General features: G+C 50.8%; 14 protein-coding genes and 1 pseudogene. All 15 read right to left on the reverse strand.

From position 1 onward, the window contains the following. Positions 1 to 12 precede the first annotated feature (12 nt). The 15 genes and pseudogenes from HZZ01_RS06340 to HZZ01_RS20945 all read right to left on the reverse strand — a co-directional run bounded on the left by HZZ01_RS06340 (position 13) and on the right by HZZ01_RS20945 (position 17,833). Positions 13 to 1,554, reverse strand: a complete 1,542-nt coding sequence (locus HZZ01_RS06340; protein WP_179895963.1) for a glutathione ABC transporter substrate-binding protein — start codon at positions 1,552 to 1,554, stop codon at positions 13 to 15. 25 nt (positions 1,555 to 1,579) lie between these two features. Next, a complete protein-coding gene (locus HZZ01_RS06345; protein WP_179895964.1) occupies positions 1,580 to 3,442 on the reverse strand; it encodes an ABC transporter ATP-binding protein in 1,863 nt (620 codons plus the stop codon). A gap of 15 nt (positions 3,443 to 3,457) precedes the next feature. Beyond that, a complete protein-coding gene (gene dgcA / locus HZZ01_RS06350) occupies positions 3,458 to 4,423 on the reverse strand; it encodes an N-acetyl-D-Glu racemase DgcA (RefSeq protein ID WP_179895965.1) in 966 nt (321 codons plus the stop codon). 1 nt (position 4,424) lies between these two features. Further along, positions 4,425 to 5,432 (reverse strand): N-acetyltransferase DgcN, encoded by a 1,008-nt coding sequence (gene dgcN, locus HZZ01_RS06355; RefSeq protein ID WP_179895966.1) that lies wholly within the window; start codon positions 5,430 to 5,432, stop codon positions 4,425 to 4,427. A 269-nt stretch (positions 5,433 to 5,701) separates the two neighbouring features. After that, positions 5,702 to 6,283 (reverse strand): hypothetical protein, encoded by a 582-nt coding sequence (locus HZZ01_RS06360; RefSeq protein WP_179895967.1) that lies wholly within the window; start codon positions 6,281 to 6,283, stop codon positions 5,702 to 5,704. Next, positions 6,283 to 7,245: a hypothetical protein gene (locus HZZ01_RS06365; RefSeq protein ID WP_179895968.1), complete on the reverse strand. Its 963-nt coding sequence runs from the start codon at positions 7,243 to 7,245 to the stop codon at positions 6,283 to 6,285. Before HZZ01_RS06365 ends, HZZ01_RS06360 begins: the two co-directional genes overlap by 1 nt. 445 nt (positions 7,246 to 7,690) lie before the next feature. Beyond that, positions 7,691 to 8,161, reverse strand: a complete 471-nt coding sequence (locus HZZ01_RS06370; RefSeq protein WP_179895969.1) for a hypothetical protein — start codon at positions 8,159 to 8,161, stop codon at positions 7,691 to 7,693. Beyond that, a pseudogene (locus HZZ01_RS06375) lies at positions 8,158 to 9,186 on the reverse strand (RHS repeat domain-containing protein); the annotation flags it as partial. The pseudogene HZZ01_RS06375 and the gene HZZ01_RS06370, both read right to left, overlap by 4 nt. Before the next feature lie 130 nt (positions 9,187 to 9,316). Next, positions 9,317 to 9,694, reverse strand: coding sequence for a hypothetical protein (locus HZZ01_RS06380; RefSeq protein WP_179895970.1), 378 nt, complete (start codon positions 9,692 to 9,694; stop codon positions 9,317 to 9,319). After that, a complete protein-coding gene (locus tag HZZ01_RS06385; RefSeq protein WP_179895971.1) occupies positions 9,691 to 14,145 on the reverse strand; it encodes a glycohydrolase toxin TNT-related protein in 4,455 nt (1,484 codons plus the stop codon). The genes HZZ01_RS06380 and HZZ01_RS06385 overlap by 4 nt, the downstream gene beginning before the upstream one ends. Positions 14,146 to 14,148: 3 nt before the next feature. Further along, positions 14,149 to 14,589 (reverse strand): DcrB-related protein, encoded by a 441-nt coding sequence (locus HZZ01_RS06390; RefSeq protein ID WP_179895972.1) that lies wholly within the window; start codon positions 14,587 to 14,589, stop codon positions 14,149 to 14,151. A 58-nt stretch (positions 14,590 to 14,647) separates the two neighbouring features. Continuing rightward, a complete protein-coding gene (locus HZZ01_RS06395) occupies positions 14,648 to 15,076 on the reverse strand; it encodes a hypothetical protein (RefSeq protein WP_255434128.1) in 429 nt (142 codons plus the stop codon). Positions 15,077 to 15,093: 17 nt separating this feature from the next. Continuing rightward, positions 15,094 to 15,723, reverse strand: coding sequence for a hypothetical protein (locus tag HZZ01_RS06400; RefSeq protein ID WP_255434129.1), 630 nt, complete (start codon positions 15,721 to 15,723; stop codon positions 15,094 to 15,096). A 15-nt stretch (positions 15,724 to 15,738) separates the two neighbouring features. After that, positions 15,739 to 16,518 carry a hypothetical protein gene (locus HZZ01_RS06405; RefSeq protein WP_179895973.1) on the reverse strand — a complete coding sequence of 260 codons (780 nt, stop codon included), beginning with the start codon at positions 16,516 to 16,518 and terminating at the stop codon, positions 15,739 to 15,741. 598 nt (positions 16,519 to 17,116) lie between these two features. Continuing rightward, the gene (locus HZZ01_RS20945; protein WP_255434130.1) at positions 17,117 to 17,833 is read right to left on the reverse strand and encodes a hypothetical protein; all 717 of its coding nucleotides are present in this window, start codon (positions 17,831 to 17,833) and stop codon (positions 17,117 to 17,119) included.

A 17,833-nucleotide genomic window follows, 5' to 3' on the forward strand; every position in this document is an offset into this window, starting at 1 on the left:
GAAGAAACCGTCTTATTTAAAGGACGCCTGAGTGAACAGGAAATTGCCATCAGGCAGCATCGAAACGCCGCTCAGGGTGTTGCGCTTGCCCACCAGATTGTCTGGCGTGCCAAGGAACGCCACCGGTGCTTCTTTCCATAACACTTTTTGCGCCTGTGCATAGGCAATGCCGCGCTTTGCCGGATCGGCCGTCGCCAGCCCGGCTGCGATCGCTTTGTCTGCGTCAGGGTTGCTGAAGTAGGAGACGTTATAGGAGGTCGGCACCCAGGATTCGGTGGCAAACAGCGGACGCAGCGCCCAGTCGGCATCGCCTGTTGAGGTCGACCAGCCGCCATAATAGAGGTCAAACTCCGCCTTTTTCGGGTCCTGTACACCCCACAACTTAGCGTTGCGCGTGCCGGAATCCATCGGCGTCACCGTGGCCCGAATGCCTGCCGTGGCCAGTTGTGCTTTCAGCACCTGAGCGGCACGGACGCTGGCCGTGGCATTGGTCACCCAGAGCTTAAGATCCAGACCATTCGGATAGCCCGCCGCTTTCAGCAACGCTTTGGCCTTGTCCGGCGCATAACTGTACTCAGGATCGCCCTGTTTCTGATAGAACTGTACGCCTTCCGGTATAGCGGATGTGGCCGGTTTACCCAGACCGGCAAACGCCACTTTCAGCCACAGATTACGGTCAATCGCATAGTTGATGGCCTGACGCACCCGAACATCGTCCAGCGGCTTGTGCTGCGTGTTGATCGCCATGTAATAGAGATAAATGCTCGGATCGCGCTGAATGGAGAGATGGCTGTCCTGTTTTACGGCGGCGATCAGGTCTGAAGGCAGTGGCCAGATGGCATCCACCTGCCCCGATTTTAATGCGGCGACGCGTGTCGCATCTTCCGGACTCGGCGAGAAGATGACATGGTCAACTTTAGGCCATCCCTTCTGCCAGTAACCGTCATACTTAGCCAGCGTGACCGCTTTGCCCGGTGTCCAGTTAACAAATTTAAACGGACCGGTACCGACCGGATGCAGTCGCAACTGCGCTTCGTCCGGGTATTGCTTAAGAATGGATGGACTCCACATCACCGCCGAAGGATGCGCCAGCGTGTTGATAAAGGCTCCGAACGACTGATTCAGATCGATTTTTACCTGGTCGGGTGCCAGCACCGTGACCTTATCGATCATTTTGTAGAGGCTATTACGTTTCAGCCCTTTTTTCTGATCTGCCAGACGATCAAGGTTCGCTTTGACGGCATCGGCATCAAACGGGGTACCGTCCTGGAAAGTAACACCTTTGCGCAGCGTCAGCGTAAATTCGGTGGCACTGTCATTGGCGGTATACCCTGTCGCCAGCCAGGGCTGCAGTTTCATCTGAGGATCAAACTGGAACAGGCGTTCAAAGATGCCGCTCTGCACCGAGTAGCTGACATTATCCGAGGTGTCATGTGGATCCAGCCCCGTGATATCGGCATACATTGAAATGCGCAGATCCTGTGCCTGCGCAGTCATGACCAGCGTCGTCGTCAATGCGAGGGCTAGCGAAGTACGGCGAAACAGCGTTTTCATAGATTCTCCTGGTCGTTGAGGATAATTACAATGCAATGCCATCAGCGACCCAGTGATGGGGCGCAACCTGGCGATAACGGGGTTTAGTGACCGTTTCGCCCACCTTACGCAACGGCGAGGGAATTTCGCTGTCGTCGAAAAGACGGGGCTGACGGTTCTCGGGATCAGCGACCGGCACGGAGGCCAGCAGACGCTGGGTATAAGGATGTTGCGGCTGATTAAAGACCGACTGGCGCGGACCCAACTCCACAATCTGGCCGAGGTACATCACCGCGACGCGATTCGCAATACGCTCGACGACCGCCATATCGTGAGAGATGAAAATCCATGCCACGCCCGTTTGCTGCTGCAGGTCCATCATCAGGTTCACCACCTGAGCCTGAATTGAGACATCCAGGGCCGATACCGCTTCATCCGCAATAATCACTTTCGGTTTCAGCGCCATAGCGCGGGCAATGGCAATACGCTGACGCTGACCGCCTGAAAATTCGTGCGGATAACGACGCGCGTGCTCTGGCAGGAGACCGACGCTCTTCAGCAGCGCATCAATCTGTGGGGTAGCCTGTTCCAGAGAAGAGACCATGCCATGTAACAGTAACGGCTCGGCAATGGTGAACCCCACGGTCAGGCGGGGATTCAGTGAGGCATAGGGATCCTGAAACACCATCTGGATTTCACGGCGCAGCGGCTGGAACGCCGCCTCTTTCAGATCGGATATTTCCTTTCCTTCAAAGTGAATACTTTCAGCGTCACTGTTGATGAGGCGCATCAGCGCCCGTCCGGTGGTCGATTTGCCGCAGCCGCTTTCACCCACGATGGCCAGGGTTTCACCCGGCCACAGACTGAAATCAATCTGCTCCACCGCATGCACATGATGCGTAAGGCCCGATAAGATGCCGCTGCGGATCGGGTAATAGACTTTCAACCCACGCACATCCAGCAGTGGCGCAACGTCATAGCGAGCGGTTTGCTGTTCGCTTTGCACAGCCTCGCGCGCACCCGGCAGAGGAAAGCGTTGCGGCCACGCGTGTTCCCGCATATCGCCGAGTTTTGGCACTGCCGCCAGTAACGCCTGGGTATAAGCGTGCTGCGGGGCGGCAAAAATCTCAGACACGGTTCCCTGCTCGACCACTTCGCCACGCAGCATGACCACCACGCGATCGGCGATTTCCGCTACCACGCCCATATCATGGGTGATAAACAGCACCGCCATCTGTTTCTCGCGTTGCAGGTCACGCAGAATATGAAGAATGCGCGCCTGCACGGTGACATCCAGCGCCGTGGTCGGCTCATCAGCAATCAGGAGTTGCGGATCACAGGCAAGGGCCTGCGCAATCATCACACGCTGCCGCATGCCGCCTGACAGCGAGTGCGGATAGCTTTTCATAACGCGATCCACATCGGCGATCCGCACCTGTCGCAGCAGTTCACGCACGCGCGCATGGGCCTGCTTTTTGTCACACAGATGATGATCGCGTAATGCCTCCGTAAGCTGATCATCAACGCGCAGCACCGGATTCAGCGACGTCATGGGCTCCTGAAAGATCATCGCCATTTCACGGCCACGCAGTGTGCGGCGCTGAGCGTCATCCAGCGTTTCTAACGCATGCACGTTTCCGCTCCGGTCGCAAAACTGCATACTGCCGCGATCGACATGGCCGTTATTTGCCAGCAGGCCCATCACAGCCAGTGACGTGACCGATTTACCGGAGCCGCTTTCGCCCACGACAGCGACAATTTCACCCGGATGAATGGCAAAACTGATGCCTTTGAGTGCCTGATTTTCACCGCTGCGCCCATGGAATGAGACGCTAAGATCCTGAATCGCCAGCACGGGGGATGGCAAGGCAGCTCGGGTTGCAGGGGAAGTACGTTCTGTGTCCGTCATCGTCGCCTCGCAGAGTTATAGCCAGATGCGGCCTTCGGAGTAGCTCAAAAAAGGAGAACTGTCGGCGGCAAGCCAGATGGGGCCATCCAGATCGACGAACTCTGCGTTAACCGCGACGGGCAATGCCGCTTCCATGGCCAGTGACGAGCCCAGCATGCAACCGACCATGATGCGCATATTCAGCGCCCGGGCTTCATCCGCCATCGCCAGCGCTTCCGTCAGGCCACCGCACTTATCCAGCTTGATGTTGATCATGTCGTAACGATCGCGTAATCCGGCAATATCCGCCCGCGTATGGCAGCTTTCATCGGCACAGACCGGTATGGGATGCTTAAAACGTTGCAGGTCATGATCCTGTCTGGCGGGAAGGGGTTGCTCAACCATCGCAATATTGAAGGCCTTCAGTGCCACCAGCAGGCTTTCCAGTTCCAGCCCCGACCAGGCTTCATTGGCGTCGATAATGAGCGTGGCATGTGGTGCCGCTGCACGAATCGCCGCCACTTTTTCCAGAATCTCACTGCGGTCGAGCTTAATTTTGAGCAGGATGGCGCCCCGTGACACGGCATCCGCCGCTGCGAGAGCCATATTTTCCTGCGTATCCAGGCTAAGGGTTTCTGCCGTAATGACTGACTCAGGCTGAGAGCACGAACTCATTTGCCACAGCGTCTGATTCGCCCGGGCGGCATCAAGTCGCCACAGCGCACAGTCCAGCACATTGCGCGCTGAACCGGCGGGTAACCGCTGTTGCAGATCATGACGGCTCAGGCCCGACTCCACGTCAGCACGAACGGCTTCGAGCATGGCCTGAACGCCATCCGGCGACTCATCGTAACGCGCCGTCGGGGTACATTCGCCCTGCCCAATGAACCCTTCCTGCTCCAGCGTGACCCGGATGACCGTCGCGGCGGTTCGGGTACCGCGTGCAATAGCAAAGGGGCGGGCCAGCGGCAGCTCCACCACCTCAATCTGCAACTGTCGCATTTCAGCCACGCTCCTGAAGCAGTGCGGCGATCTCATCAATACCAAAACGCACCGGATCCGTGGCCGGTAAGCCGAACTCAGCGCTGATTTCGGCGCAATAAGCCAGCGCCTCTTCTTCACTGTAATTGGAGGTGTTGATAGCAAAGCCAGCCAGCTGAACGGACTCACTGGTCACCTGGGCGGCACGCAGATTGGCTTCAACGCACGCCTGCAGGCTGACCATGGGCTGGTGTGGCAAATGACGCATATGAGGACGTCCCATTTCGTGACACATCACCAGCCAGTGCGGTTGGGCACCGTGCATCAGCCCCATACTCACGCCCGCATAGGAGGGATGGAACAGCGAGCCCTGACCTTCAACGATGTCCCAGTGGTCCTCGTCATTTGCCGGTGACAGCGCTTCTGCGGCACCGGCAATAAAATCAGCGATAACCGCATCCACAGCGATGCCCTCCCCTGCGACCAGAATGCCGGTCTGCCCCGTGGCACGAAAATCGGCTTTCATGCCACGCGCACGCATCGCCGCTTCCAGCGCCAGTGAGGTGTACATCTTGCCCACTGAGCAGTCCGTACCCACCGTCAGTATCCGCTTACCTGAACGCTTCTTACCGCTGCCAACATTAAGCGCTGGACGCATATGACGCAGGTCAAACAGCTCAACGCCAGAAGCCTGCGCAAGCGTCACCAGTTCAGGCTCATCCACCAGCCGATGGTGCAGACCACTGGCCACATTCATGCCTGCCTGGATGGCGCTTTTCACCGTTTCCAGCCAGTGCGCTGGCAGATAGCCGCCTGCATTCGCCGTACCCAGTACCAGCGTTTTCGCGCCACGTGCTATAGCGCCGGGAATATCCAGTTCATCCAGACCCAGACTGACCGTGCAGCCCGGCAGTTTAATTTCGCCAACGCACTGCTCCGGCCGCCAGATATGAACGCCGCGCGCCGTTTTTGCCGCGAGGGGATCGGTAACATCGCCAAGAAAGAGTAAATAGGGTTGTGGGATTAGCATGGTGTCTCTCGTTTCAGCCAAAAGATCAGGTTCTGAAACCACTATTTCATGCGTTCAGAAAGGTGACGAATGCTTGTTTAGCAGGAGGGTATAACGGCAGGTTATAGTCAGAGGGAATAGTGATGATGGGTGGATTTTTCAGGGGGTTTGGCACAGGGAATGGGTTCAAGCAAGGGGTGGGTCATAGGAAAAAGATTGTGTTGAGAGAAAAATAGAAGAGAGTCGCGGAATGGGTATTCCGCGATAACAGCATTACAGATCCGTAGGGGTTATTTCATGCGACGCTGCCGGGCGACGCTGGCAAGGCGTTGTGTCCGGCAGTAAATGGCAAACAGGACAAAACCCTTCCCATTCAGTACCCAGCGAGCCCCCACCAAAGCAGCGAGTGCCAGAATCAGCCACAGGCCCGAGTGGCTAGCCGTAACAACTCTGTAGCTCAGGAGTAAAACAGTCGATATAAGCAACATTGCACAGACGTATGCCAGTCCCGCCACGCCCGCTGTATGGCCCCGCGCAAGCAGGTAACTGGCCGTAAGCATCGCGCCAATAACAACAATTGAGGGAACAAAAAAACTCAACGCATGTATCTGTGGACTCAGAGGAGGTAACGCGTGCAGAAATGTCAGCAGATTAAATGCAAATGCAACCAGCAGCAGCATCAGCACTATTGCAACCGGGAAGCCGTTTTGCCGGGGCAGCGATTCAGAAGGCTGTTTAAAATAGCGTTCAAGCTCTGAAGTGGAACGGGCAAGTATGGAATCATCCTGCCGTGCGATTGCCTGATCTATTTCGCGCCCCTGTTGCAGGAGTTCAGTGATATTGCGCCCTACAAGCCATGATAAAAATTGCATTAAATTACCGCCAGTGACTGGATTGTTCCCACGATGTAGCGTCCGGTGCGCGGCACGTTACCTGGAGCAGCAATGATACCACTGACAGCACTGCCAGCCACAGCCGCTGCGCTCGTGACGACCTGTGCGAGTTGCTTAACAAGTTCTTTTTGCACCGGTTCTACAGGAAAACGTTTTGGATAGAGTCCTGCACGGATGGCGGCTTTAAGCTCTTTATTAGTTATACCCGGGTTTTGCGCCTTAATGATTAATTCAGTAAGGCGCGCCCGGTCCTGCCTTGGATAGTTCCTGAGCCACTCCGTGGCTTTTAAAGAAGAGACCGATTTCATCGCTCGCCATGTTGCCAGAGCTTCTTTTAATGCACCGCCCACACTGGCAAGTGAAATAAGGTCAAGAGACGTTGAAGTGGCAACGTACCACTCCTGAGAGTCCAGCCACGCAACGTTTTCACCCGCGTTTTCGACGAGATCATAAACCCGGTAAATACCGTTAATACACTGCACGCCAGTTGCGGCAGCGCCAGCATAACCAATAGCAACAAGCACGCCGCTACTGCCAGCCGTTATAGGCGTTGCTGAAGCACCGATAACCGCCACGCCAGCGGTGATAATCATTGCACCACAGGAAAGCACGGTCGAGGCAATCTCCGTGCCCATTGAGGTCGCGCTGACTGCTTCACTCAGTGACTTGCCCGTATCAGACGCGGTGGCTTGCTTAGGCGTTTTGGTCACAATAAGATGTGTGACGATACCACTTTGACCATTAGGATGACGCTGACCAGGCCGGACAAGATAACGCTGCGCGCCATCTGCATAGATAATGCCAGCCTGATAAAACTCCCGGGTACAATCCATTGCTGCACCCAGCGCTTTGAAATCAAAATCAGGTGCCCCATAACCGGTCATTCTCGCGATGTCATAACCCGGTAAGTTATTTTCGGGATTCATTCCTGGCAGGTTCATTTTATCTCCTTATAAGTTCGAACATATGAAGATAGAGTTTTTAAACATTGAAAATCGGAATAGAGAGCCGGTCATTACCGCAACAGATTACATATCGATAACCATAAAATAAGCTAAAAACGTTATTTTTAATTAAAAGAGATAAATAGTTATTCTAATAAACCCTTCACTAAGAAAATATAACAACCTAGCTACACTTCATCGGAAAAGTTTTAAGATCAATTGGAAGAATAAATAAATTTCTTTAGGCGACGCTCACCATGGTAGCAATGTAGGTAGTAGGTATGTCCATCATATTTATCAACTGTTCGGCCTTCAATATCGCAGTGCCTGCAGACAGTAATAATACTTACCAATGTTAATAGTTGAATATTAACAACCTTCATTATAATTTTCTGCAGCAGCACAACATATTAATATAATGACAGGTTGGTTAGTTTTAAATTTATATCCACTCAATATATATCCCGCACGTAAATGATTTTTCATTAGACTGTACCGTTATCTCACCCCATGAAAACCCCCAAACATGACCATATGGAGGATCTTTTAATTCACCCCTATAATTACTTGGATACTTTTCCATCATCCACTCATACAATCTTTTCTCTTCAGAAATTAAAACGTTTACATTTGCTCTTTTTTCCCAATCGTTAATATTTTTATAAAACTCACCAGTTTTACTGATTAGGAACACGCTCTTATTAACAGAAAAAATAGCGGGCCTAAATTGTACATGGAACGGTTCATTATGCCATATGACATTTTTTGCTGAAAAATAATACTCACCTACAGTTATAAGGTCATCAGAAGATTTAAAAAACGAAGAATTAATAAATTGTTCGTAAGAAGAAAGTTCTATTTTACTTCCATCCACAAGCAAAGCACCATTCTCTTCTAAAATCATTTTTTTCATATATCAATTACTTTTCCAGGTTTCAGTTTAAGCCGAGCCTCTTCCGGTATATAAAACTGTAGCCCTCCTCCTCGACCATACTGAGCATTAGCTTCAGCACGTCCTCTGGCTACATGTATATCTTCGGTAACGTAGTAAGCTCTCACCTTTGAACGCATTGTAAAGGCTGGGTCTAGCATAACTTGCAAAGCTTTATGATAACCAAGTGGATCACCTTTATACTGTCTGACTGTAGGATGGCTTACTGTATAAGCAGGTAACCGGTCTCCATTAGGATGAAGAGCATAAAGAATCGTCCCTTTTTTTATAACCGTATTCTCATAAACATCGATGCCAGGATAATCTTTATTACTTGGCCCCTGCCACTTCGTCGCTTCTTTCGCAGGGTTCTTACACTTCATCAACCCCCACGGATCCACCCAACCCAGCGCATTCGGCGCATACTGGTAAAGGTTGATCCCGCCCGCCAGCCCTATCGGGTCCTGCTGAGTAAACCGTCCGCTGTCCGGATCATAATAACGAAACAGATTGTAGTGCAGTCCGGTTTCCCGGTCCAGGTACTGGCCCTGCATACGCAGGTTCTGCTCCACCACAGGAACACGCTGGCTGGACTCGCGCAGCAGCTTGCCCCACGGGCTGTTAATCCCTTCCCAGGCCTTTTGCCCTTCCCTGTCGGTCAGCAGCTCCGGCATCCCGTTGGCCGCATTATGGAACCAGTAAATCTCCGGACTTTCCACGCCATCAATACGGGCCAGCGGTTCATAGCTCTGGCTGTCGCTGTAAACGTAGGTCAGCGGAATACCGTCGTGGATTTCCTGCAGCAGGCGGTAACCTTCCCACACAAAGCGCGTCGTGACGGCGTTGCCCGACGATCTTCCCTGTAACAGCGGCTGGCTGGTTTTACTGATGCGGCGCCCAAGCGGATCGTAGCGGAAACTCACCTTAGTGCGCGGCTTATTACGGTCACGCGGCTCGCTGATGACATCCGTAAGACGATGCTCACCATCGTAACTGTAGCGCCAGCGGATACCCCTCAGCTCGGTCGTAATTTTATTTATGCTGCTAAACCTTACTTGTCAAGAAAAATATTCTATATTATAAAAAATATCATTTAAAGAAATCATCAGATCCTAACTAAACCCAAATGTCATAACACTAATCTTTAAAGCTTTCATCATCAAACAAACCTACAAGATAAGATTCATATCGAGCAGGTTGTATTTCCTTGTAAGTAAAAACAACTAATATGTTGTGCAGCCCATTTGAGCATTTTGTTTTCAAGACTCTCAGTGGGCTATTTTTATATCTATATTCTTTAATTTCGCCTTCAATCAATTTCAGTCCTTTAATACCACCGACTATATTTTTTCTTTTTCTTTCATCAAACACATCTAAATCTTCTGAGTTGTATAATCCAAAATAAATTATACCATCACAGCAAGGACATTTTATTTCCTTATTGTTCTTCAAGAAAGCATCTTCAAAACCATCATGAATTAATCTACTTTCTTTCTGATAATTAACTATTTTCATACCTTCCTCAAAAAGCCATTTTCGACTAATTTATCAATGTTAAAAAAGGTCTCATGTTGAGTTCCATAACCCGGCTGTCCAAACCAAGGAATAGCTGGCCCAGTATCAACTGGCAATGGTTTAATTACTTCATAAACCGAATAGGGTTTATTTAGCGTACTTGATTGTAGAGCTCTGCCCTCAAATGAAGAGCCTACAGGAGAAATAAAGCTACCACCATCATGGAACCCTTTTTCATCAACCCAACCACCGTACCTATCCACTAATGTGCCGGGTTCAAGAGTTGTTTTTGTGGCTTTTACAAAACCGCGGTTAGGAGGCCAGGCACCTTCACCCATAAATTGTTCTAATGCCGCCCAGTCTTGTTTTTTCCATAAAGCATATGCTTGGGATGCTTGTTTCCTTGAAGTGAATTGTTTGTTATTCGACTTTTTCTGGAAATCATTCCATTCGTTTTTACACCTACTCAAACCCCACGGATCCACCCACCCTAACGCATTCGGGGCATACTGGTAAAGGTTGATCCCGCCCGCCAGCCCTATCGGGTCCTGCTGGGTGAACCGTCCGCTGTCCGGGTCATAATACCGAAACAGATTGTAGTGCAGTCCGGTTTCCCGGTCCAGGTACTGGCCCTGCATACGCAGGTTCTGCTGAACGACCGGCATCCGCTGGCTGGATTCACGCAGCAGCTTGCCCCACGGGCTGTTGATCCCTTCCCAGGCTTTTTGCCCTTCACCGTCAGTCAGCAGCTCCGGCATCCCGTTGGCCGCATTATGGAACCAGTAAATCTCCGGACTTTCCACGCCATCAATACGGGCCAGCGGTTCATAGCTCTGGCTGTCGCTGTAAACGTAGGTCAGCGGAATACCGTCGTGGATTTCCTGCAGCAGGCGGTAACCTTCCCACACAAAGCGCGTCGTGACGGCGTTGCCCGACGATCTTCCCTGTAACAGCGGCTGGCTGGTTTTACTGATGCGGCGCCCAAGCGGATCGTAGCGGAAACTCACCTTAGTGCGCGGCTTATTACGGTCCCGCGGCTCACTGATGACGTCCGTCAGGCGATGCTCACCATCGTAGCGATATCGCCAGCGGGTATGCCCGTCATCTTTCTCAGTGGTACGGCCATGAATATCATATTGCCAGCGGATACCGTTCAGTTCTGTGACACGGTTATGCATCACGTGCGCGGCACTATGGCGATCCAGCGGGTTGCCTGCGCCATCCCAGCGCCACTGCTCATTGCCCGGCTGTGCGCCGTCCTGTGACAACAGCCGGCCGGCGTTATCGTAGTTCCATAATGTCTGGCTGAACGGATTATCGTCGCGCTCTTCGCGGATCAGGTTGTTGCCGTAATCGAAGTCGCGGCGACGGGACCAGACGCGCGGCGCAGGACGCTGCGCGTCTCCCCTGAACACGTCACGGCGGCGCAGCCTGCCTAACCGATCATACTCACTGCGCATGGTCAGGCCGCCCTGCGTCCGGCTCAGTTCCCGGTGCAGCGTGTCACGGGTAAACTCGGTGACCGGCAGGTTGTCTAACGCGATGCTCAGTAAATGACCGCTGCCGTAGTAAAGCTGCTTGAGATTGCGACCATCCGGCAGGGTTAAGGCTGTGCAGTTACCCAGCGCGTCATAATCCCATGCCAGTTCGCCCTGCTCTCCCTGTTCAGCAACGATGCGGCCCAGTGCATCATATTTAAAGGTGATCTCCTGCTCGGCCTGCTGGCTCCACTCGGTGTCTGAAAGCGGCAGATGCTGCGACACTTTACCCAGCTGACCGCCACCGCTGTAGTGATAGCGCGTCTGGCCTTCCGTCGTGGTCCGCGCCAGCAGTTGTCCCGCTCGGCTCCAGTGGTAGCGATGGGTGATGGACTGAGGATGCCCAGCGGCAAAGGTACGTGATACCGTGCGGCCCGCCGCGTCATAGTCGTATCGCGTCGCAACGCCATCCAGCCCGACCTGAGCCAGCAATAGAGAATCCGCACCCCACTCGAACTGGTACTGCTCACCGTTTTCGTTTTGCAGCGCCGTCAACCGGCCACGGCTGTCCCAGCGTCGCTGAACCGTCTCGCCCTGCGCATTGCGGCTGGCGATCAGTCGCCCGACGTTGTCGTAACGGAATTCACTGCGTTTGCCATCAGCCGACTCATAGCCCAGCGGCAGTCCGTTCTCACTCCAGTGCAACCGCTCTTCCCATCCCTCTGCGCGTTCCAGCTGAAGAGGACGGCCTGCTGCGTCATAGTGATAACGGGTTTCTTCACCATCCGGCGCGGTGACTGAGCTGAGCCAGCCCAGCGGATGATAACGGTAGCGCGTGGTCAGTCCTGAACAGTCGGTTTCACGGATAACCTGGCCGGCGTCGTTAAACTCCCGGCGGTAGCTGTTACCCGCTGCGTCGATCTCCTCGACAACCAGCCCAGATTCGTCCCGCTTATAGATCGTGCTTTGCCCGAGCGCATCAACAACGCGTTCAAGGCCGTGATGGGGATCGTAATAGTATTTCGTGGTGGAACCGTCTGCTCCGGCAACAAACGTGGGCAGCGAACGGTGTGACAGCCATTGCACCGCCTGTACACCGCCGTCAGCATCTTTCTCTTCAACGCGGTTGCCCAGATCGTCATAGGTGAAACTCACCGCGTTGCCCAGCGGATCGATGCGGCGCGTCAGGAGTTCGTTTTCATCCCACTCATAACGCCACTTCTCGCCCCGCTCGTCGATAAAACAGGTGATGAGGCCCGCAGCATTCCAGTGATGTTCGCGCTGCTGACCGTCATAGGTCGACACCCGCGTGATGCCCGCCTCGAGATCGTAATGCATGTGGCAGCCGTCACCGGTATTGGTGCGGTTCTCAACTACGCGCCAGTGATCCAGCTTCTGCCAGCGATATTCGCTTTCCAGCCCGCCGGGCAGCTGATGCCAGACCATTAACCCGTCGTCGTTGTACCGGAAACGCCGCGACACAACGCCAGCGGCATCAGTAACGCTGGCAAGCTGGCCCTGCTCAGTGTATGTCCAGCGCGCCAGAGACCAGTGCTGATCGCCATCAAAATGGCTGGCTGATGTCGGGCGCCGCGCGTGCTGTTTGTCGTCGTAGTGCAGCGTAACGTCAATCGCCAGCGGCGCGTCATGAATACGCACCAGACGAGCCTGTTCATCCCAGCCCATCTCCAGCGCATTACCGTACTCATCGCTGAGTGAAGCCAGACGCAGCACCTGCGGATCAGCGGCCGTGCGTCGGTATAGACGCCATACCGCACCGTCGTCATCGGCAATGGCGATATCGCCTGACTCGTTGCGCCGCACTATCAACCCTTCGCTGATGCTGTAGAACACCTCTTTTTCACCAGGAACGTCAAAGCTCAGCTCGCGCCCGTTGTCATCAAACCAGGTCGCCCGATCCCCTTCCAGCGTCAGGTAACTGTCAAACACCGTCGCCCAGCCCTGACCAAACAGGCCAGCACGCTGAGTCAGGCTGTTATAGCTGCGCTGAAAACTAAGCGGGAAACGTCCGGGAAGGGAAAAATCGCGCTCGGCATCATCATTCAGAACTTTGACGCCGGTCGCCGCATGAACCGGGAACAGCGACGAGAAAGCCGCGTTGATGGCCATGTCCGCTGCCATACCGCCCACGGCACCGGCCAGCGCGCAGGGCATGTTTTTGAGGATCTGACCAGGGCGACCACGAAGGAGGGAAAGGCCGATCATCATCACGGCCAGGCCTGGCACCTTGCCACTTTTGATCTCTCTGACCGTGACGGTTTCACCACCAATGATGACATTGGGGGACACATCGTCACTCACGGTGGCATCACAGGTGGTTTTATCCTTTGCGCGCACCGCAGGCTGGCCATTGATAAAGACACTTTTCGATCCCTGAGCCAGATATTGCGGTGCACTGTGTTTTTCACAGGCCACTTTGTCCTGCTCCAGCGGAGAGGTACCCGCATCGGCGGAGGCGACCGTAGGTTGCCACATTGCACTGCCAAACTGACCCACCGCAGAGAGCAGCATGCCGCCATAATCCGCGAAGCTCTTCGGTGATTGTGGTTCCGGTGGCGGTGTCTCGCCGGGCGTGAGCATCCCGGCCGCGCGCACGGCTAAAAGACCATTAATGTGCACATTCTCTGATCCGCTGGCGATCACACCGGCGGGTGACGGCGGGAATATCATGTTTCCCAGCCCATCGGCCGCTTTGCTGATCTCCTGTGACAGACCCACGGCATTGGCCAGTATACCGCCAAGAATACCGCTGAGCAGGCAACTGTTACCCACGGCAGCTACACTCGCCGCTGCCGCCCCTGTACCCAGCAGGGGTGCTGCCGAGACGATAGCAGCACCAACCGCGGCACCAATGACGGCATACGCCGCACCTTCCGCCACAATGCTGGTGATATCAGCAAAAATGCTGGAGTGAATGATCTCATCGCCCACGCGGGCCGCAGGGTTATCCATAGGTTATGCTTTCCGTGGCGTGTTCAGAGTCAGGCTTTGTTTAAAAGCACTCCAGCGCTGTCCGTCTTCTTCATTGAATGGGCGCATCGCGGAGAGCGTAAAAATCATTAAGGTGTTCGAGTCAGGCACCTGCGTAGCCAGCTGTTTCTGCCACACCGCCTGCCCGTTACGGTCAAACATAGTTTCCACTTCAGTTGCGTGTAAGGTGTTATCCACACCCGCCATCACGTGTACAAATTCACTCTGCTGGATGTGACCCATCTGACTCCGCAACGTGTCCCACTGACGCTGGAATTCTTTTTCCGCATCACTGCCCTCAGAAATAACACCACGGCTGACAACCCATGCCAGTCCACTGGCTTCGTCGCGGAGAATATTCATGGTGGTGTCCTGCCAGGCAGCAGGAAAAAGCGCAAAGGCGCCCTCATTGAATTGGTAATTCATAATAGATATCCATATGGGGGAAGTAAAAACGGGATGTTATTAACGGCAGAGGAATTAACTATTTATTTTCATCATAATCGGGGGCGATACCAGTATGTGTTTCAACTAATCGGAATTTTTCGACCCAGCCATTAACCTGGTTTCCGTCATTGGCCACATACATTACGCTGTAATACTTCCCATACTCGACGTAAGCATATAATTCATTGCCAGGCACCACAAAAACATCTTTCTCTACACAGCGGCTATCAGGCGCAGAATAAAACTGCAGCCGTCCTGACCCGCCAACCTTGTAGACATTATCTGTATTGTCGAAACGAACACCTTTTACGATGGCAGCATCACTCAACATGTGGCATGCGTTATTGGCTAACACGGTCAGAGGCAATGAAAATGCTATTAATGATAAAAATTTAACCATAACAACCCTGTCATTTTTAACAATAATGATCACATCAGAGATATAACATAATTCTCCGCGCGACATATCACGCAGAACTCCTTTCAATCATCCGTATTAATCGTCATCATAATATGACTGACTTTTTTATGCTCTAACTGAAACAACATGCGTTTGTGATCAGCGTCATAATATAACCAGTGCTGGTTATCACTATCATCCACTGTGCCCTGACCATATTTACTGACCAGCACATCCTGACTGTCACCGATTTCTACGCCTCTGGCTGTTTTGATTGCAGGAGTATTGATGGTGATCTGTGCAATGAGGTAGCTATCGATATCACGCTGTTTTTTTTGCCAGAACAGGTTGGCAGTGTAGATTTCAAAACCCTCATATTTATGCTGGTAGTACTTATAGCTGGTGTCACCGGCGGGCACGTCGCCAACAAAGTTTTTGCTTATCTGCGCGCCCACCTGTCTCTGAATTTCACTGCTCCAATCGTCACCTAAAGTTAAACCGTGATGATTTATTATTACATGAAAGTCAGAGTTTTTTAGTTGAGTACTGGAGTTACCAGCCATTACACAGTGAGAATGAAAAGAAAAAATAAATGAAAGCAGCACACCCAATCGAAAATTACGTTTATTATTAAGATATGCCATTTTAAAAAACTCCATTTGCATAGAATCTGCAAGCATCGTGTTTGATGGCGCGCCAACATGACGCACCATCAAATAGTGATTTAATTACTCGGAATCATTCTTCCACTTTCCGTCTTCAGACAGCACGATTTTATTATTAACGACAACCGTAAGGTTACTAATTACATTGTTAATAATATAGGTTGCATCATGATTGCGGAATTTATAACTCAGCACCGCGCAGGATGCTTGACCACAATCACTTCTCGTGGCTTTACCTTTTAATCTGACAACTGCACCATCTGATTTTCTTACACCCTCATAACTAACGTCATTACACTCCGAACCAGTAGCACAAAGCGAGGTTATTTTTATTTTGAATTTTGCCGTCTCAAAAACTTTCTCGCTATCTTTTTGACTGTCTTTTTGGTTCTTATCGGGAGTGGTTGACTTATCTTTATCAAAGCGTTTTACCCACCGTGCAATATCATCCTGCATATTATTACTTGCACGATCATTACTTACATAATGTATTTTATCATCCTCAGGCAGCATCCATGCAGCATAGACTTTTCCGTCAGGCTGTATAACAAATGCTGAAGCCTGCTCAAGGTAAAGATCTTTTAACCAGCCCTCAACGAATATGCCACCACTCTCTGTTTTATGAGGTTCGCCAAAAACATCAAAATTCTGGCTGAAGTTATTGTACTCACTACCTAGCACAGACTTTAAACTGGAAACGGCTTTCTGGTCATTAAAAATAGTTGAAACATTGTTCAGACTATTATATTGAGAGAAAGCCGGCTGGGTATCCGATGCTGCTGCAACACCTATTGAGCCACTTGTAAAAACAACCAGAAAAAACAACTTAATAAATAAACTCACTTTATTCACCTGAAAAATTCAAAAATTCAGCAGCTTCATTGGTATAGCGCTTTGTCAAAACGGTAGAAGAATGATTCCACCAGTTATATTAAACACCGTTTTTAACCGTAGTGATTGAACAATATATTTACTTGTCATAATTCACACCTGCGCTGAAAAGGTCGACTCAGGCCATAGCTGAACTCAGGGCCTTGCCTGCGCGTACGAAATTTTAGTTGCTTCCGGTCTCACCGGGATTGAAAGCATAGCTATTTAGCAGAACGGAAAAGTCGCTATCATTAAGAGTTGGAAAGGATAAGTTCGTGCTGGGTTCGGCCCTTGCAATGCAAGATAAAAAATGAGGACAAGCACAAATATAAGACTATCAAAAAAACTACAATCATTAAATTTTATCGAGTTTAGCAAAAAAATAAGAAATAATTTTCGTTTACTCACTAATAAATTGCAATTTAACTTACTGAATATAAATTCAAAGTTAAATTCTACGTGCGGGGAGGAGATAAAACACCACCTCCCCGAGAAATATCATATTATTAATTAACTTTATACATATTGTTCGAGCCGCAGGAAAACCTTCGTATTTGAAAAATAAAAATTATCATTCCCACTTACCGCTTTGCTCTACAAGTTTTTTATTCCCCTGCATTACCTTTAACGCAAGCGGATTAAAGCGCACAATATAATCTACATCGTTATTTTTAAAAACCATTCCGTCGGCTTTATTTAAATTAACAGGCTGTGTGGTTTTACCTTCAAGAATAATTTGCTTTCCATCTTTATTTCTCAGGCCAAAGTATTTAACTTTATCACATACAGTATAAAACCCTCCGCAACCATTCACTAAAGTAATGGTGAAATCAGATGTCGAAAAAACTTTCATATCTGATTTTAAATTTTCCTGATTTACTTCTTTATCGAGCGTGTAATTTTTAGGCGCATAGAACTCACCATTCTCAGGATCTTTAATTAACTTCCATATAACTTTATTATCTTTAATTTCTAAACTTGCTTTACCTTTTACCCCACCAAAAGCAGAATTAAAATCAACCAAAGCATTATTTCCGTTTGCAACACCTTTGAGATTTTTTTGTTCATTATCAGGACAATCTATTTTGTTACCGCTTCTGGTAACATAGCAATAGCTACCCATTATGTTATTATTTTTCTGTTTTAACTTTAATGTTAACGTTGAGTATAATGATCCGTTATCATTTTTTTCTTGCCCACTCCATTGACCGGTAAAATCGTCTGAAGCAAACAAGGATGATGAAGAGATTGACAACAACACCGCTAAGCTAAATCCAACTTTGTTCAT

It is taken from the genome of Pantoea sp. WMus005, assembly GCF_013415305.1.
GTDB classification, from domain to species: domain Bacteria; phylum Pseudomonadota; class Gammaproteobacteria; order Enterobacterales; family Enterobacteriaceae; genus Pantoea; species Pantoea rara.